The sequence below is a fragment of the Kordiimonas sediminis genome (assembly GCF_014656395.1).
GTDB lineage: Bacteria > Pseudomonadota > Alphaproteobacteria > Sphingomonadales > Kordiimonadaceae > Kordiimonas_A > Kordiimonas_A sediminis.
The window spans coordinates 780323-797699 of record NZ_BNCI01000001.1 but is presented as its reverse complement, the minus strand read 5'-3'; the positions used below and the strand labels follow the sequence as shown (position 1 = coordinate 797699).

The 17377-nt window shown below is 49.8% G+C and carries 16 protein-coding genes; 11 read left to right on the top strand and 5 right to left on the bottom strand.

All coding sequences use genetic code 11. The features are described 5' to 3' along the window. Positions 1-57: 57 nt before the first annotated feature. The 3 genes from rho to hemE all read right to left on the bottom strand — a co-directional run bounded on the left by rho (position 58) and on the right by hemE (position 3014). The gene (gene rho, locus IE181_RS03560; protein ID WP_191250166.1) at positions 58-1314 is read right to left on the bottom strand and encodes a transcription termination factor Rho; all 1257 of its coding nucleotides are present in this window, start codon (positions 1312-1314) and stop codon (positions 58-60) included. A gap of 217 nt (positions 1315-1531) precedes the next feature. Then, positions 1532-1972: a CopD family protein gene (locus IE181_RS03555; RefSeq protein ID WP_191250165.1), complete on the bottom strand. Its 441-nt coding sequence runs from the start codon at positions 1970-1972 to the stop codon at positions 1532-1534. A 10-nt stretch (positions 1973-1982) separates the two neighbouring features. Next, positions 1983-3014, bottom strand: coding sequence for a uroporphyrinogen decarboxylase (hemE, locus tag IE181_RS03550; RefSeq protein WP_191250164.1), 1032 nt, complete (start codon positions 3012-3014; stop codon positions 1983-1985). 406 nt (positions 3015-3420) lie between these two features. Here hemE and IE181_RS03545 point away from each other — a divergent pair, with 406 nt between their 5' ends. From IE181_RS03545 to dnaQ, 5 genes are all read left to right on the top strand, one after another. After that, positions 3421-4284, top strand: a complete 864-nt coding sequence (locus IE181_RS03545) for a pyruvate, water dikinase regulatory protein (protein WP_191250163.1) — start codon at positions 3421-3423, stop codon at positions 4282-4284. 61 nt (positions 4285-4345) lie between these two features. After that, positions 4346-4951 (top strand): Maf family protein, encoded by a 606-nt coding sequence (locus tag IE181_RS03540; protein WP_373308357.1) that lies wholly within the window; start codon positions 4346-4348, stop codon positions 4949-4951. Between the two features lie 59 nt (positions 4952-5010). Beyond that, on the top strand, positions 5011-5871 hold the full coding sequence (aroE, locus tag IE181_RS03535; protein WP_191250161.1) for a shikimate dehydrogenase: 861 nt from the start codon (positions 5011-5013) through the stop codon (positions 5869-5871). Further along, entirely contained in the window at positions 5868-6458 is a 591-nt protein-coding gene (gene coaE / locus IE181_RS03530; RefSeq protein WP_191250160.1) for a dephospho-CoA kinase, read from the top strand. The genes aroE and coaE overlap by 4 nt, the downstream gene beginning before the upstream one ends. Beyond that, positions 6458-7126 carry a DNA polymerase III subunit epsilon gene (dnaQ, locus tag IE181_RS03525; RefSeq protein ID WP_191250159.1) on the top strand — a complete coding sequence of 223 codons (669 nt, stop codon included), beginning with the start codon at positions 6458-6460 and terminating at the stop codon, positions 7124-7126. The genes coaE and dnaQ overlap by 1 nt, the downstream gene beginning before the upstream one ends. Positions 7127-7172: 46 nt before the next feature. Here the strand turns inward: dnaQ and lepB are convergent, their stop codons facing one another. Continuing rightward, positions 7173-7916 carry a signal peptidase I gene (lepB, locus tag IE181_RS03520; protein WP_191250158.1) on the bottom strand — a complete coding sequence of 248 codons (744 nt, stop codon included), beginning with the start codon at positions 7914-7916 and terminating at the stop codon, positions 7173-7175. Between the two features lie 268 nt (positions 7917-8184). On the opposite strand from lepB, the gene dnaK reads away from it, so the two are divergent. Together dnaK and dnaJ are read left to right on the top strand one after the other, a co-directional pair. Then, complete coding sequence (gene dnaK / locus IE181_RS03515; RefSeq protein ID WP_191250157.1) at positions 8185-10104, top strand: molecular chaperone DnaK; 1920 nt, start codon at positions 8185-8187, stop codon at positions 10102-10104. A gap of 120 nt (positions 10105-10224) precedes the next feature. Continuing rightward, positions 10225-11361 (top strand): molecular chaperone DnaJ, encoded by a 1137-nt coding sequence (gene dnaJ / locus IE181_RS03510; RefSeq protein WP_191250156.1) that lies wholly within the window; start codon positions 10225-10227, stop codon positions 11359-11361. Between the two features lie 120 nt (positions 11362-11481). On the opposite strand, the gene IE181_RS03505 is transcribed toward dnaJ, so the two are convergent. Further along, positions 11482-12102, bottom strand: a complete 621-nt coding sequence (locus IE181_RS03505) for a TetR/AcrR family transcriptional regulator (protein ID WP_191250155.1) — start codon at positions 12100-12102, stop codon at positions 11482-11484. Between the two features lie 269 nt (positions 12103-12371). On the opposite strand from IE181_RS03505, the gene IE181_RS03500 reads away from it, so the two are divergent. The 4 genes from IE181_RS03500 (at position 12372) to IE181_RS03485 (ending at position 17375) form a co-directional block, all read left to right on the top strand. Continuing rightward, on the top strand, positions 12372-15173 hold the full coding sequence (locus IE181_RS03500; protein WP_191250154.1) for a TonB-dependent receptor: 2802 nt from the start codon (positions 12372-12374) through the stop codon (positions 15171-15173). Positions 15174-15281: 108 nt separating this feature from the next. Beyond that, positions 15282-16076, top strand: coding sequence for a 4-hydroxy-tetrahydrodipicolinate reductase (dapB, locus tag IE181_RS03495; RefSeq protein ID WP_191250153.1), 795 nt, complete (start codon positions 15282-15284; stop codon positions 16074-16076). A 15-nt stretch (positions 16077-16091) separates the two neighbouring features. Further along, positions 16092-16505 carry a DUF350 domain-containing protein gene (locus IE181_RS03490; RefSeq protein ID WP_229819128.1) on the top strand — a complete coding sequence of 138 codons (414 nt, stop codon included), beginning with the start codon at positions 16092-16094 and terminating at the stop codon, positions 16503-16505. Beyond that, a complete protein-coding gene (locus IE181_RS03485; protein WP_191250152.1) occupies positions 16506-17375 on the top strand; it encodes a S1 family peptidase in 870 nt (289 codons plus the stop codon). Positions 17376-17377: the final 2 nt, after the last annotated feature.

Here is a 17377-nt window from a genome sequence, read left to right as displayed (position 1 = left end):
CGCACAGGCTCGTTTGATTGGAAAAATATCCTGTCGCTGCTTACGAGCGGCAAGAAATTAGTTATTCATTTGTGCGAAGAAATCATCATTGTTTGGGCTGTCTTTCAGTTTCGACAGCAGGAATTCCATCGCATCCACAGTACCCATTGGTGTAAGGATACGGCGCAGAACCCACATTTTCGACAGTGTCGCAGGGTCAACCAGCAATTCTTCTTTCCGGGTACCGGATTTAAGAATATCAATTGCAGGGAATACGCGCTTGTCTGCCACCTTGCGGTCCAGAATAACTTCAGAGTTACCAGTACCTTTGAATTCCTCAAAGATCACTTCATCCATGCGGCTACCGGTTTCAATCAGAGCCGTTGCAATGATCGACAGAGAACCACCTTCCTCGATATTTCGTGCCGCACCAAAGAAACGCTTTGGACGCTGCAGGGCGTTGGCATCAACACCACCTGTCAGAACCTTACCTGACGATGGCACAACCGTGTTATATGCCCGCGCAAGACGCGTAATACTGTCGAGAAGGATAACCACATCCTTGCCGTGTTCGACAAGGCGCTTGGCCTTCTCGATAACCATCTCTGAAACCTGTACGTGACGGCTGGCTGGCTCGTCAAAAGTTGAGGATACGACCTCCCCTTCCACGCTACGCTGCATATCGGTCACTTCTTCCGGACGTTCATCAATCAACAGAACAATCACATAACATTCAGGGTGATTGCGGGTGATACTTTTGGCAATATTCTGCAACAGAACAGTTTTACCGGTTCTGGGCGGTGCCACAATCAAAGCACGCTGGCCTTTACCAATTGGTGCCACCAGATCAATCACGCGAGGCGATTTATCTTTAACCGTTGGATCATCAGGATCAAGTTTCAGACGCTCGTCCGGATACAGCGGAGTCAGGTTATCGAAATGCACCTTATGCCGCGTTGCTTCTGGCTCTTCAAAATTGATCTTTGAAACCTTCAACAGCGCGAAATACCGTTCCCCGTCTTTCGGCGCACGGATCTGGCCATCAACTGTATCGCCTGTGCGCAACGCAAATCGTCTGATCTGGCTGGGGCTTACGTAAATATCATCCGGGCCTGGTAGATAATTTGCTTCCGGGCTTCTGAGAAAACCAAAGCCGTCACTCAGAATTTCAATAACGCCGCCGCCTGAAATTTCCACATCATCGTCGGCAAGCTGTTTAAGAATTGCAAACATCATATCCTGTTTGCGCATACTGCTTGCGTTTTCGACGCCTACTTCTTCGGCAAGTGAAAGGAGATCTGCTGGTGATTTTAGTTTTAGGTCCTGTAGATGCATGGACTGTTCCGCTATCTGGAAAAGGTTGACCGTTGATGAATGGTCGAAACCTGAAATTGAAGTTTACCCCTGAAATTCTTCATGTGTTTCTGATTAAGAAGACCGTTGGGACGAAAAGATGATGTGACGGTACCACCCAGTGTTGATACCGTCTAAAAGGCTACCATGTCTGCCTACAGTGTCAAGAAAATTGAAACAGTTTCAATATAGCAACCGTTTAGAAGGGTTTGGTAACTGCAAGCATGACAATAATGATAATCGCAATCGCCGGGATTTCATTGACCATGCGAAAGAATTTTTCAGTACGTGGCCGAACCCCGTCAGCAGCAAGACGCCGCCACCGTGCCAGCATCATATGAAACACTGTCAGCACGATCAGTAAGGTCGCTTTCACGTGGAACCAGGCCCCAATATCAGACATTTGAGGAACAAGAAGAAGGATGCCCAGTACCCACGCACCGATCATGGAAGGGTTCATAATGATCCGCAGTAAAGCCCGCTCGCGCTGTTGCCACACCTTGTCCGTATCTGATCCAATATCAGATTGCATATGATAGGCAAGATAGCGCGGCATCATAAACAGTCCCGCCATCCAGAAAATCACAAGGATTATGTGAAGTCCTTTTATTATCAGATAGTTATCGGATAAAAAGTCCATAAGTACAATCCTATCGCCGGTAATTCTTCACGATTTCAGATAATCTTGCCACATGCTCGACCGGCGTTTCAGGAACGAAGCCGTGTCCAAGATTAAAGATATGACCACCGCCTTTTAAGCCGTCCAGAATGCGCAAGGCTTCTTTTTCCATAGCGTCCCCGCCTGCAACAACAAGATGGGGGTCCAGGTTACCCTGCACGGGCATAAGCGGCTGGATATGCTGGGCAGCCCAGTCAAGCGAAACCCCTGTATCAAGGGAAACAGCATTAATGCCCGTTTCCCGGACGTAGGTTTCAAGCAGGGTACCGCTCAATCTCGGAAAACCAATTACAGGCGTTTCCGGGAACTTTGCCTTTACTCTGGAGACAATTTCCCGTGTTGGTTCAATGATCCATTTTCTAAAATACGGCTCTGGGATTGCTGCAGCCCAGCTATCAAAAATTTGTACGGCATCTGCACCATTTTCAATTTGTTTGATGAGATATTCTGACGTTGCATCAACAAGAATGGATAGCATGCGGTCAAACAAGGCAGGATTACCGTATCCGAGCTGTCTTGCGGCGCCGTGATCCTTGCTGCCTTTGCCTTCAACCATGTAGGTCGCCACTGTCCAGGGTGCGCCAGCAAAACCAAGCAGTGTAACGTCTTTTGGTAATTCACGGGAAAGCCGTCTTAGTGTCTCATAAACATTGCCAACCTTGTCATGAAAACCATCCAGTGACAGCTTGTCGAAAGCTGTTTCATTCTGTACAGGCTCCAACTGTGGCCCAAGACCTGCTTCAAACCAGACCTTTTGGCCAAGACCGTCCGGAACAACAAGTATATCTGCAAACAGGATAGCCCCGTCCATGCCAAACCGTCTGATTGGCTGTAGTGTAACTTCTGTGGCCAGATCAGGACTATAGCAGAAATGCATAAAGTTTTTTGCGGTGGCGCGAACTTCGCGGTATTCGCTCAAATATCGGCCAGCCTGGCGCATAAACCAAAATGGAACGCGGTCACCGGTGTTTCCCTTGAGAGTCTTTAGAAGTATCTTGGTCATAAGACGGAAATCTTTCAGTTAGATCGATATATTCACAGGCTTACTAATACATATATATTTAAATATAAAGGATAGTAGTGGTTGTTGATAGCTGTGAACTATGGGGAAAACTGTTTATCCACAGATTTGTACCAATATTCAACATAGATTGGTCTTTCAGGAAAGATATGTGGATAACTTCTGTATGAATTTGGCGTAGTACCCAAAAAAACAAGGATTCTCCCGTGTAAAACATGTTTTTGGATAATGGGGATAACTTGGTGCAGTATAGAAGTTATTCCTGTTTTGCCGTGCCTTTGGAAAAAAACAATTGTTCTTGGTATAGGTTTTGGACAGAGTTAGTAAAAACCCCGGAACGTGTTTTTGTCATTTTTCTACACAAGTTATCCACAAGGCTATACAGCGCATGAAAGAACGACATTCAAAAAGCTATCATCTGCATCTGGTATCGGATGCAACAGGTGAAACACTTGAGGCAATTGTCTCTGCGGCCCTAGTGCAGTTTGAAGGCGTAAACGTTCAGAAACACTTTTGGCCGCTGATACGGTCAGCCCTGCAAATGGACCGGCTGATGGGGGATATTCTGGATGCGCCGGGTCTTGTTCTTTATACACTTGTGAACCCTGAAATTCGCGATGTTCTCGAACAAAGGTGTTTAGAGGAGAATATCCCGAGCCTGTCTATTCTGGACCCGGTTATCAATCTTCTTGGCAGTTACTTTAACCAAAAAGCTAGTCATGAACCTGGGCGTCAGCACATGATGGATGCGCATTATTTCCAGCGCATTGATGCTCTTCATTTCACCATGGCCCATGATGATGGCCAACTGGCTATGGATTTGCCCCAGGCTGATATTGTCCTTGTTGGCGTATCCCGTTCGTCAAAAACACCAACTAGTATTTATCTGGCAAACAAGGGGCTGAAAACCGCCAATGTCCCTTTTGTCCCCAATTGTCCTATGCCTGCGGAACTGGATCATATGGAGGGTAAATTTGTTGTTGGGCTGACGACCAGCCCTGACCGGTTAGTGCAGATCAGGACAAATCGCCTACGGTCTATCAATCAGGATGAAAGCGGTGATTATACAGATCTTGATTTAATTCAGGATGAAGTGAAACAGTGCAGGCGTTACTGTGCAGAGCGTGGTTGGTCGACAATTGATGTCACGCGTCGGTCGATCGAAGAAACGGCGGCGGCTGTGCTCAATAAATATAATACCTGGTTAAACGAAAATGGCAAAACGGCGCGGTTACCGGTTGATTTGCAGTAGACGTCTGCTCCCTATCAACTCACCTTACATTATAAATAAGCAGGATTACTAACGTATGACCCTGAATGTTACACCGCCAGTTATTCTTGCGTCCGGTAGCAGCACCCGCTTGAAAATGCTGCAAAACGCTGGCGTTAAACTAGATAGTATGCCAGCTGCCATTGATGAAGAAGCGGTGAAAATTGCTCTATGTCAGGAAGGGGCAGCACCGCGGGAAACAGTGGATGCCCTCGCGGAATTGAAATCCCTGTCAGTGTCCCGGCTCAATCCGGGGGCGCTGGTGATCGGCTCAGACCAAATTCTGGTGCATGATGGGAAAATACTCTCGAAATGTTCAAGTCTTGATGAAGCCAGACAAACTTTGTCTACACTGTCGGACAGTATGCACACTTTGATGTCTGCGGCTGTAATATCCCTGGATGGTCGGCCTGTTTGGCGCTCTCTGGACGCAGCAAAGCTGACGGTGCGTCCACTGTCTGATACTTTCATAGTAGGATATGTAGCCGAGGCAGGCGAGGCTATTCTCTCCTCGGTCGGCTGTTATCATTATGAAGGATTGGGTGCTCAGTTATTTTCAGCGGTAGAGGGGGATTATTATACTATTCTTGGGATGCCTCTGCTTCCTGTTCTGGATTTTTTGCGCCGCTATGGTGTTTTGGCTGTTTAATCGGTATATCGTCTGACAAGCTGTTTCCTCTTAATTTCGGTGTAGGGTGTATTTAAATAATGGCCACTGATTTTACTCTGAATATTCCAGATACACTGCGGGCGCTGGTTATTGGCGACCCCATTGGGCAAAGTCTGTCACCAGTGATCCATACTCACTGGATGGAAGCATGTGATATTCACGGTCAGTACGGTAAACTTGCGGTCAACTCTGATGAGCTGCAGGCGTTTGTGACAGCATCGCGGACAGCAGGGCTTGTTGGCTATAATGTTACGGTGCCGCATAAGACGGCAATATTGCCTTTTCTGGACAAAGTCGCACCTCTGGCCCGGCAAATGGGCGCTGTTAATACGGTGAAAGTCGGTCCTGATGGCGGTCTGACCGGCTTCAATACCGATGCCATTGGCCTGATCACTCATTTAAAAAAGTCAGCCCCTGCATACCCAAAGGATAAACCCGCACTTGTAATAGGTGCTGGCGGCGCAGCCCGCGCGGCTGTTATGGGCCTTTTGGGCGAGCAAGTGCCGTTCGTGATGTTGGTAAACCGTACCCGCGCCAAAGCTGATGTTATTGCAGCAGAATTGGGACGCGACCGGATTGCAGTTGCGGATTGGCAGGACCGGAATGACTGCGTTTCCGCGGCTGGCGTAATAATTAATACCACAACGCTAGGCATGACAGGGTTTCCCGACCTTGATCTTGATCTGGCATCAGCAGGAAAAGATACTGTGGTGTATGATATTGTCTATAAGCCTCTCGAAACGGCGCTGCTAAGGGCTGCAAAAAGCAGGGGCCTGCAAACAGTGGACGGTTTGGGAATGCTGGTCTATCAGGCGGCCGCAGCCTTTAAGATCTGGTTCGGGGAAGAGGTTGCGTTTGACCCTGAACTACGGACAAAACTGGAAGGGCAGTTACTATGAAAGTTATCGGTCTGACCGGGTCTATTGGGATGGGAAAGTCCGCTACCGCGAAAATGTTTGAAGCGAACGGCGTTCCTGTTTTTGATGCGGATGCGGCTGTGCATGCGTTACAGGGTATCGGTGGGCGGGCCCTTCCCCTGATTGAAAAGGAATTTCCAGGCAGCGTCGCGGACGGGGTTCTTGACCGTCCGGCACTGGGGGCAATGGTGTTTGGCGATGCAGCAGCGTTGAAACGTCTGGAAGCCATTATGCATCCGCTGGTCGCCGAGGAAAGACAGGCGTTTGTGCATAGTGCCGAAAGTGCAGGCAAAGATATTATTCTTTTTGACGAACCCATTTTATTTGAGATGGGCGGTGATAAGGCATGCGATTATGTGGTTGTTGTCTCTGCACCTGCGTCTGAGCAGCGTACACGGGTGCTTGCACGTCCAAACATGACACCAGAGAAATTCGAGAACATTCTGGCAAAACAAATGCCGGATGCTGAAAAACGGTCGAAAGCGGACTTTATTGTGGATACCGGTAAGGGTTTTGACCATGCTGAAATGCAGGTTAAGCAGATTGTAGAGAAAATCAGGGAAGACTAATGCGGGAAATATTGTTTGATACGGAAACAACGGGCTTTGACCCCATGAAAGGTGACCGGGTTATTGAAATCGGTTGCGTCGAAATGGTGGGCAAAGTGCTGACCGGGGAACATTATCACGTCTATATTAATCCAGAACGGGATGTACCTGAATCTGCGGTTAAGGTGCACGGACTGACGACCGAGTTTTTATCAGACAAGCCTGTTATTGCCGAGGTGATAGACGGGTTTATTGACTTTGTCGGATCTGACAGTGTGCTCGTTGCCCACAACGCTGACTTTGATATGCGGTTTATCAATTGGGAGCTGGAAAACCTGGGCAAGCCTATTATCCCCCAGGAACGGTTTCTGGATACACTAGCAATTGCGCGCAACAAATTTCCGGGATCCCCCAATAGCCTTGATGCCCTGTGTAAGCGTTTTGGTATTGAAAATGGGCACCGTACCTTGCACGGAGCCTTGCTGGATAGTGAAATCCTGGCAGATGTATATATCGAATTGACCGGGGGACGGCAGGCCGGTTTTGATCTGGCTGTAAATGCCGGTCCGGCTAATTCTGCGCGTCAGAAAAAAGAACGTGCCTACCGGACATTTGATGTTCCCGAGAATGAGAAAGCAGCCCACGAAGACTTTATCAAAAAGCTCGAAAATCCGATCTGGCTAACATAATCCGGACGGGCTGTGATTTTTGGGTTTTACAGGCAGGGACCGCGGCTTAAAGGCCTTTGAAGAAACGTCCTAGCGGAATACCTGCAGGGCAGTAAACATCCTTGCCCTGATCACAGTCATACAGGCTGAATGTTGTGATGTCAGCGCGGCCAACAATATATTTGCTGGCTACAAATCCGATACCGTCCATTTCCCGACTGTCGGCAGAGCCGTCACGATTGTCGCCCATCATGAAATAATGGCCTTCTGGTACGACATACAGCGGGGTATCATCGGCGCGACCACGGTCAGTGCGCTCATAAATCCGGTGTTTCACTCCGCCTGGTAACTCTTCGATATATTCTTTTACACGCAGCTCAAATCCGTTGTAGCTGGTATATTCCACGTCGCGAACATAGGTGCGTTTGACGACCTTGCCATTGATATAAAGCCTGCCTGCTTTCATTTGAATACGGTCGCCGGGCAGCCCGATCACGCGCTTGATGTAATCCGTGTAATCTTTGTAAGGCAATGTAAAGACAGCAACATCACCGCGTTCTGGTTTGCTTTCAAAGATTTTTTCTTCGAAAATCGGCGGATCAAAATAAAAGGAAAAGCGGTTATAGCCGTAGGAAAATTTAGAGACAAAAATTCGGTCACCTACTTCCAGTGTCGGCTCCATGCTGCCGCTGGGAATATGGAAACTGGCCCAACCGACTGTTGTGAAAACCACGTAAAAGAAAGCAATGACTGCCAAGTCTTTAAGCGTTGTTATCAAATCGCCTGTAACAGAGCGCGGTTCCTTATCCATGGGAGAAAGTGTCCTTAAAAAATACCACTACGCCCCATATATGGGGGAAGAGACTGTTTTGTGAAAGCCTTTTTATTTGATTTTTATGGTTTTAAGCCCTTGCGGCCTTCTGGTCCCCTACCTATATAGGCGCTGAAGAACCTGATTGTTTTGCTATTTAAATAAGAGTGGTTTTAACAAGCATCAGGAAAATTTTGTAAACCCCAGGAGGTTGGTCAAAGGCGCCACTAGGGCCAGACCGATCGGCTAAACAAGGGAATAGGATAATATGGGTAAAGTAATTGGTATTGACTTAGGTACAACAAACTCTTGTGTATCTATCATGGATGGCTCCAAGCCAAAAGTTATCGAAAACTCAGAAGGTGGCCGTACGACCCCTTCCATGGTTGGTTTCACCGATGACGAGCGTCTTGTTGGTCAGGCTGCAAAGCGTCAGGCTGTAACGAACCCGACTGATACGCTTTTTGCGATCAAGCGTTTGATCGGCCGGACATTTGATGACCCGACAACACAAAAAGATCTGGAAATGGTTCCTTACAATATCGTCAAGTCAGACAGTGGCGATGCGTGGGTAGAAGCCAAAGGCGAGAAATATTCTCCAAGCCAGATTTCCGCAATGATCCTTCAGAAAATGAAGGAAACAGCAGAAGATTATCTGGGCGAAACTGTTGATCAGGCTGTTATCACAGTCCCTGCATACTTCAATGATGCACAGCGTCAGGCAACAAAAGATGCCGGTAAGATTGCGGGCCTTGAAGTTCTGCGGATCATCAACGAGCCAACAGCGGCGGCGCTTTCCTACGGCCTGGAAAAAGAAGACGGCCACACTATTGCAGTGTTTGACCTTGGTGGTGGTACGTTTGACGTTTCTGTTCTGGAAATCGGTGACGGTGTCTTTGAAGTGAAATCCACAAACGGTGATACATTCCTTGGTGGTGAAGACTTTGATATGCGTCTTGTTGATTATCTGGCGGACGAATTCAAAAAAGAGCAAAGCATTGATCTGCGTAATGATAAAATGGCACTGCAGCGTCTGAAAGAAGCAGCAGAAAAAGCGAAGATTGAGCTGTCTTCTTCTCAGCAGACAGAGATCAACCTGCCGTTCATCACAGCTGACGCATCTGGTCCAAAGCACCTGCAGCTGAAGCTGACACGGTCCAAGCTTGAAAGCCTGGTTGATGATTTGGTTCAGCGCACACTTGAGCCATGCCGCAAGGCCCTGAAAGATGCCGGTCTGGCCGCTGGCGAGATTGATGATGTCATTCTCGTAGGTGGTATGACGCGTATGCCGAAAATCCAGGAAATCGTGAAAGATTTCTTTGGTCGTGAGCCGCACAAGGGTGTGAACCCTGATGAAGTGGTTGCGATGGGTGCGGCTATTCAGGCAGGTGTTCTGCAGGGTGATGTGAAAGACGTTCTGCTGCTTGATGTGACGCCTTTGTCACTGGGTATTGAAACGCTGGGCGGTGTGTTCACACGTCTGATCGAACGCAATACAACAATCCCGACTAAGAAAAGTCAGGTTTTCTCTACCGCAGAAGATAACCAAAGCGCGGTTACCATCCGGGTTTTCCAGGGTGAGCGTGAAATGGCTGTGGATAACAAGCTACTTGGTCAGTTTGATCTGGTTGGCATCCCGCCAGCCCCACGCGGTGTACCGCAAGTGGAAGTAACCTTTGATATTGACGCGAACGGTCTTGTGAATGTGTCCGCCAAGGATAAGGGCACTGGCAAAGAGCAGCAAATCCGCATTCAGGCATCTGGTGGTCTTAGCGATGACGAGATCGAGAAGATGGTTAAGGATGCTGAGGCAAATAAAGATGCTGATGCCAAGCGTAAGGAAATGGTCGAAGTTAGGAACCAGGCAGAAGCGCTTGTTCATTCGACTGAGAAGAATCTCGCTGAGCACGGTGACAAGATTAGTGCCGAAGACAAAAAAGCTGTCGAAGATGCAGTTGCAGACCTGAAAACAGCTCTTGAAGGCGATGATGCAGACGCAATTCGCCAGAAGTCAGAGGCTCTTGCGCAGGCTGCTATGAAGCTTGGTGAAGAAATTTACAAAGCCAGTCAGGAAGGTGCTTCTGCTTCTGACGCTGCTCAGGCTGACGCTGCTGCCAAGGCTGCAGACGACGCAGATGATGTAGTGGATGTTGACTTTGAAGAAGTTGACGAAAACGACAAGAAGTAAGGCGACAATGTCGATTGTCTGACCCTATTCGCCGCTTCCATTCGTGGGGGCGGCGTTGCCATTCAGAAGGATGGTGGGATATCGGGCTAATATCAGCGTATCGAGCAGTAGGAGTTTTCGGTGTCAAAGCGTGATTACTACGAGGTTCTGGAGGTTTCAAAGGATGCTGATGAAGCAACCTTGAAAAAAGCCTACCGAAAAAAAGCCATGGCGTACCACCCTGACAGAAATCAGGGTGACAAAGAAGCTGAGCAGAAATTCAAAGAAGCCAACGAAGCGTATGATGTCCTGAAGGATGCTAACAAGCGTGCGGCTTACGATCGGTACGGCCATGCTGCCTTTGAAGGTGGTATGGGCGGTGGTGGCCACGGTGGTGGTGCTGGCGGTTTTGATTTCTCGGATGTTTTCGAGGAATTTTTTGGAGATTTCATGGGGGGCGGCCAGCGCAGACGCGGTGGCGGCGGTGCGGCACGGGGTGCTGACCTTCAGTATAATCTTGAAATCACTTTGGAAGACGCCTTTGCGGGCAAGGAAGAGACTATCACGGTTCCTGCATCTGAAGTATGTGGCGGCTGTGACGGATCTGGCGCAGAAGCCGGTTCCACGCCTGAGGTCTGTGACACTTGTGGCGGACACGGTAAAGTCAGAACATCGCAGGGCTTTTTCATGGTGGAGCGTCCGTGTCCTACCTGTCAGGCTACTGGACGGATTATCAAGTCACCGTGTAAATCCTGTAACGGTGCGGGGCGTGTGAAGAAAAACCGCAAGCTGGAAGTTAAAATTCCGGCAGGTGTTGAAGATGGCACACGTATTCGCCTGTCCGGTAAGGGTGAAGCCGGTGTGCGCGGTGCAATGCCCGGTGATCTGTATATTTTCATCAGCGTGAAACCACACCAGATATTCAAACGGGACGGAACGCACCTTTTCTTCCAGGTACCTATTCCAATGACAACGGCTGCACTTGGTGGGCAAATTGAGGTGCCGACCATTGCCGGTGTTCGGGCGCGGATTAAAATCCCGGCGGGCACGCAGTCAGGCCGTCAATTCCGCCTGAAAGGCAAAGGTATGCCTGAACTGAATGGTGGGTATGTTGGCGACATGATTTTGGAAGCTGCCGTGGAAACACCGGTTAATATGTCCAAACGACAAAAAGAAATTCTTGAAGAGTTTGCGGCAGAAGGCGGCGATTCAGTCTCTCCGCGGTCTGAAGGGTTCTTTACCAAGGTGAAAGAACTTTGGGATGATTTAACCGATTAGGACTGTTTCCTAACACTAAACCTATGCAATCAGGGGCCATATGGCCCCTTTTTTGTGTCTGGAGATATGACGTTCAAAGAAAAACTTCAGATGCAAAACAGCACCTCAGAGGGGGCGCCTTCACGACGACAAATTACTGATATAGGTCACGATCAGTGTGTTTAGCTCCCGAACTAACTGTTCGGCGCTTTCTTCCTCGTCCTGTTCTAATATCTGGTCAATCAGCATGGAAATAGTAGTTACGGTCGTTTGCAGGATGGCAATACGCCTGTCTTCAGGAAGAAGGATACCGGCGCGCTTAATCGCCTCCTGTACCAATAGGCCGAAATCGCTGTCGATATCCGGTGTTGCTGCCCACAGAGTGTTATGGTTGTTGTGCCAGCGGGTCATGGTGCGGAATGTGGGGTGATCCTTGGCCGTGCTCCAGAAAACTGTCAGGATATAATGAAATTCATCTTCCCAGGATATATCATCCGGCATGTCCTGAAACGACTGCATGACGGTTGCCATGACCTCATCGTAGGACTTTTTATACACGATACCGAGAATGTCTTCCCGGTTTTCAAAATACTGGTACACCGACCCTACCGGGATATCAGCACCGCGCGCGATGGATGTGGTGGTGATTGCATCCGGATCGACGGCAGACGCCAGAGATTCTGTTGTATCCAGTATCTTTTGCCTGCGGGCTAGTGCCCGTGCTTGTCGCGGCGTCCGTTTTGATAGTTGTTTTTTCGTCATGGATGTCCTTTTGGTCACGCAACAGATAAAACGCACGCCCTAAAAATGAATATCATTCATTTATTGTTGACGATAGCGGCTTCACCCGTCAACATAAACCGTACTGCAGCGATGTATAGTCTTTTATGGCTGCTGCAGCGTGGGATTTGCCGGCGGAAAAGCCTGTGTAATTGGCTCCCGATACCCGGCAAAAAAAGGGTGATTTATCAGCGCACAGTTCTGGGGTTTGGATTGTGCCATTGATCGAAAAAACATGGGGAGGGAATTGTATGGTCCCGTCTAGACTAGCCCGGTCACTTCTGGCCGGAGTAAGCCTGTCGTCGCTTATGGTGGTTGCACCAGTGACCGCGCAGGATTCAAATAATACTTTATCACTGGAAGAAATTACGGTTACGGCGCAGAAAAGGGAACAATCCGCGCAGGATGTTCCAATCGCGCTGAATGCTTTCTCTGGCGATTTTCTGGATGTTGTAGCAGCAGACGACCTGAGGGACATCGTTGCCTACACGCCCGGTCTGGAGATCGGCGGTGTTACCCAGGCCCGGTATGAAGTGCGCGGTGTGGAAACCAGTGACTTTGGTGTCGGTACGGACCCGGCAGTGGGTGTGTATGTTGACGGTATTTATGCGGCACGGTCAGGTGCTGCAATTATTCAATTTGCAGATATTGAACGGGTTGAAGTTCTAAAGGGCCCACAAGGGACACTGTTTGGTAGAAATACCGCGGCGGGTGCGATCTCGGTCATTACCAAGAAGCCAAATATTGAAGAATTTGAAGGTGAAGTAAAACTGCGGTATGGCCGTTTCGACCACCGCCTTTTGAATGCGATGTTGAACTTCCCAATGACGGACACAATGGCATTCCGCGTCAATCTTTTGACCAATGAGCGTGACGGATATCAACCGGACGCGCTCACTGGTGAAAAATATGGGCGTTTGAATAATGATACTGGCCGTCTGCAGTTCCGCTGGGAACCATCGGAAAAAACGTCTTTCAATCTGGCGTATGAGTTTGACAGGACCAATCAGGACGAGCAGCCACCCAAGCTGAGTGTCAGTAATGGACAGTGGCAATTTGGTACAAAAGGCGATGAAACGCTGTTGGATAGTGTACAGGGCCAGGTGCTGCTTGGTCTTGCACCAGCCTTGGGGCTGCCGCTTACGCCTGATACACCGGCGTCTGCACTTAACGGGTTCCTGCCGCTGTCTTCATTTTATGCGGCACTGGCGCCCTTTGGCTATTCTCCGGCTAATCCAAATGCATCGTGGCGGTTTTTTCAGGACGTCAACTCCGCTGGCGGTGCCGATCCGTTTGGTCCGACAGACAGTGATATTGGAAATGGGCAGGAACGCCGTGATCTTGACGGGCTTAATCTGACGATTACCCATGATTTTGACTGGGCCACGCTGACCTCTATTTCCAGTTATAAGAAATTTACAACCAATAACCTTGAAGACAACGATAGCTCGGCAGATCCGTTTGCGTATTTCACAACGGACAATACCGAACGGAACCAAAGCTTTTATCAGGAAGTGCGTTTGAATGGTCAGACGGACCGCCTGACATGGACGCTTGGTGGTTCTTATTATTGGGAAAAAGCGGAACAAACCACGTATGTAGACCTGTCTACCGACTCTGTCGCGCGGATGCTGTATAATCTTGGGGCAACGACGGGTGGCGCTCTTGCGGGCGGCTTTGACCCACTTGACGGTATAAACGCATGCGAGGCGATTGCGCTTGATACTATGGGTGGTTTCTATAATTTCTATGATATGCCGCTTGACTGTCTTGGTGTCCCTACGGGTGGGCTGGGCCTTGAAAACCTTGCTAATCTGATTGGCACCACCATGGGCGGCCGGATTTATCAGGAAAGCATGGGACAGGGCGGCAAGTTTAAGGCCCTCGCCTTTTATGCCGACGCTACGTACAAGGTAACTGACCGACTTAACCTGACAGGCGGTATACGCTGGACACAGGATAAGAAGTCCTGGACCTGGCTAAATGGTCCTGCAACCATCGAAGGACGCAGTGAACTGGATGTGCCAGGGGTTGGCAATCTGGCTGATATTTTCACCGGCCAGATTATGCCAAGTTTTGTCGGCGGTACGGGTGACATTGTCTATAACCTTGCGGATCTGGAAGCGGTGATCCGGGCGGGGAACATTGGCTGTGAAAACTATACAGACCTGGGCAGCAATTCGCTTGAAGGAACGGCCTTCACCTGTTCGGATACCTGGACCAATATCAGCCCGCGTGTGGTTGTTGACTATGTCGTAAGTGATGACCTGATGGTCTATGCATCCTATGCGCTTGGGTATAAAGCAGGCGGCTATAACACACAGGAAGTTGGCAGTTATTTCGATAACGAGGATGTCTGGAACTTCGAAGCGGGTTTGAAGTCAGAATGGTTTGACCGGACCCTGCGTTTCAACCTGTCTGTCTGGAAATATAAGTATGAAGACAAACAGTCTATCCGTCTTGAAAATGTACCAGGTAGTGAACTGAAGCGCTACACAACCCGGACCGAGGATGCTAGCGGTAAAGGCGTTGATGTTGAAATTCTGTGGGCACCGGTAGACGGGTTGCGTCTGTTTGCCAATGCCGGGTATCAGGATGTTACCTGTACCCGTAACTGTGGCACGGATGAAGACCAGCCAGACAATCCTGATCCATTCCAGGGGCAGCCAACCGGTGTGCCGTCAAAACGTGTATCTGTCGGGGGTGATTACAGGTTCGATCTGGGCAACAGTGGGTCCCTTCTGTTCCATATTGATCATAGTTATTCCTCTGCCAGACGGGATAATGGCCGCTGTCAGGTAGAAGGCACCTGTGGATTGCAGGTTGTCGGCGATGTGATGTGGTACACGGGCGGTGCTAAAAACTACACCAATGCCCGCATTGGCTGGGAAAATGAAAGCGGCGCGTACGGTCTATCTGTCTTTGGCCGGAATATCTTCAGCAACATATATCCGGGCGGAGCCGCGGGTGACGGTAAAGATCTACTGGGGGCTGCTTCCAGTTCGATTGACGAACCCTGGACATGGGGTATTGAGCTGAAAGCCAAATTCTAGGCTGACAGGCGTCAGACGATCTAATTGGAAAGGGCTCCGTGTTGTGGGCCCTTTTCTTTTGCGGATTTGCCTGATAGGTAAACAGGCACGCTGCAAGGAGAAGAAAGCATGACGACCTGTCAAATAGGAATATTGGGGGCGATGGGCCGGATGGGGCAAGCAATTGCTGCTACCATTTCCGCAACAGAAGGTGCCACCATTGGCGGGGCCGCTGACCGCCCTACCCATGATATGGTCGGGAAGCCGTATCCGTTTGCGGATGTCACACTAGGCGGTAGCATTGAAGACTTGTTTCGGTCATCGGACGTGGTCATTGATTTCACTCCTCCGGGAAGCACCGCCCATCATGCCGGGATTGCAGCTCAGACCGGCAAACCACTGATAGTGGGCACAACCGGCTTGAAGGCAGCGGACCATGCAGCTCTTGATGACGCGGCAGCCAGTACTGTTATCGTGCAGGCTGGTAACTTCTCCCTTGGTGTGAATCTATTGACCGCACTGACGCAAAAAGCAGCCAGCATATTGGGCGATGACTGGGATATTGAAATTTTGGAAATGCACCACCGAAACAAGGTTGATGCACCGTCTGGCACTGCTGAAATGCTGGGTGAGGCGGCGGCGAGTGGACGTCAGGTAAATCTGGAAGATGTCGCATGCCGGTCACGGGAAGGTATTATCGGGGCGCGACCCAGTGGGGAAATTGGGTTTGCCACGTTGCGGGGTGGGTCGGTAATCGGGGAACATGAAGTAGTTTTCGCCAGTGATAGCGAGCGTATCACCCTGTCCCACCGGGCGGAAAACCGGGGACTATTTGCCGGGGGCGCGGTTCGCGCTGCCGTGTGGGCACAAGGCAAACCGGCAGGCCGATATACAATGCTGGATGTACTTGGGCTCGATTTATAAAGAAGGGGAACGATTGTGGAAGATGCATTTGGGACGCTATTGAAGGGCCTGCCCGTTTTTATGGCACACTCTGCGGTTAGTTTGCTGATCCTGCTTGTTGGTGTGATCGTGTATCTGAAAATGACCCGCCATGATGAAATGGCATTGATCCGCGAAGGCAACACGGCTGCGGCTTTGTCGCTTGGCGGCGCGATTGTGGGGCTTGCACTGCCGCTTGCCTTTTCACTGGCGGCCAGCATCACGCTCTGGGATCTTGTTTTTTGGGGCGTGGTAGCACTTGTGCTGCAGATCATTGCCTTTCGCATCGTTGATTTGGTTCTGAAGGGCGTGTCAGACCGCATCGAGGCTGGTGAGGTCGCAACGGCTGTTTTTCTTGTGTCCATCAAATTGGCGACCGCAGCGGTAAACGCAGCGGCTATTTCGGGATAAATGATGCGCCGCCGTCTGGAATTTATTTTTTATGCGGTTTTTATCATCGGGTCGATCCTCATTAATGCTGTGTCAGAGGGCGGCGGCGGTGAACGACGTCCTCAACTTCCTTCTGCACCGCAGAAAGAAAATACTGGACTACCGCCTGTGGCCTTGTTGCCGGATACGCGCGGTATCGTGCGCAGTCCCAGCCCGTTACCGGAAATTAATGTAGACGTAGATTCGAAAAAAGGAACCAGCGTTGGGACTGGTTTTGTGGTCAGCGATACCGGGCGCATAATAACCGCCCGGCATGTGGTTGATGGATGTCAGCGGGTTTTTGTGCGCGAAACCAAGAACCGGTATTTTGAGGCTGAAGACGTGCAATCTTACCGCGGGGTGGACTTTGCCACGTTGCGGGTTCCGTCGCTGCATACAGCAACCCTTGATCTGGATACTACCGTGTCAATGAAAGGTGACGTTGGCTATATGATGGGCTACCCGCAAGGCAAGCCCGCTGATTTGTCTGCCCGTGTAATTGGCCATAGTACCATGCGCAGCCGTGGCCGGTATGACACCCGTGAACGGGTCACGGTTTGGCTGGAGACGGAACGTCTGCCAGAGTTTTCAGGCACGATCGGCGGGCTGTCGGGTGGCCCTGTTCTGGACGGCAAAGGGCATGTGATTGGCACAGCGGTGGCAAGTTCCATGAGGCGCGGCAGAATATATACAACAAACCCGTCCGTTTTCACGCGTTCCCGTGTGATTGAAGAAAATGACCTGTCCCTACGTCGTACGCTTTTTGATATCACCCCCCAAAACTACGGTGAAACAGGGATACGCCTGCGTAAAGACCTGACGATTGTGCAGATTGTTTGCCTTGTAGACTAAGT

Bases quoted from the DNA above. Each gene is read 5' to 3' on its own strand.
- IE181_RS03500 (WP_191250154.1), top strand. From the start codon at position 12,372: ATGGTCCCGTCTAGACTAGCCCGGTCACTTCTGGCCGGAGTAAGCCTG.
- IE181_RS03505 (WP_191250155.1), bottom strand. From the start codon at position 12,102: ATGACGAAAAAACAACTATCAAAACGGACGCCGCGACAAGCACGGGCA.
- dapB (WP_191250153.1), top strand. From the start codon at position 15,282: ATGACGACCTGTCAAATAGGAATATTGGGGGCGATGGGCCGGATGGGG.
- hemE (WP_191250164.1), bottom strand. From the start codon at position 3,014: ATGACCAAGATACTTCTAAAGACTCTCAAGGGAAACACCGGTGACCGC.
- IE181_RS03555 (WP_191250165.1), bottom strand. From the start codon at position 1,972: ATGGACTTTTTATCCGATAACTATCTGATAATAAAAGGACTTCACATA.
- lepB (WP_191250158.1), bottom strand. From the start codon at position 7,916: ATGGATAAGGAACCGCGCTCTGTTACAGGCGATTTGATAACAACGCTT.
- coaE (WP_191250160.1), top strand. From the start codon at position 5,868: ATGAAAGTTATCGGTCTGACCGGGTCTATTGGGATGGGAAAGTCCGCT.
- dnaQ (WP_191250159.1), top strand. From the start codon at position 6,458: ATGCGGGAAATATTGTTTGATACGGAAACAACGGGCTTTGACCCCATG.
- aroE (WP_191250161.1), top strand. From the start codon at position 5,011: ATGGCCACTGATTTTACTCTGAATATTCCAGATACACTGCGGGCGCTG.
- dnaK (WP_191250157.1), top strand. From the start codon at position 8,185: ATGGGTAAAGTAATTGGTATTGACTTAGGTACAACAAACTCTTGTGTA.
- IE181_RS03545 (WP_191250163.1), top strand. From the start codon at position 3,421: ATGAAAGAACGACATTCAAAAAGCTATCATCTGCATCTGGTATCGGAT.
- rho (WP_191250166.1), bottom strand. From the start codon at position 1,314: ATGCATCTACAGGACCTAAAACTAAAATCACCAGCAGATCTCCTTTCA.
- IE181_RS03485 (WP_191250152.1), top strand. From the start codon at position 16,506: ATGATGCGCCGCCGTCTGGAATTTATTTTTTATGCGGTTTTTATCATC.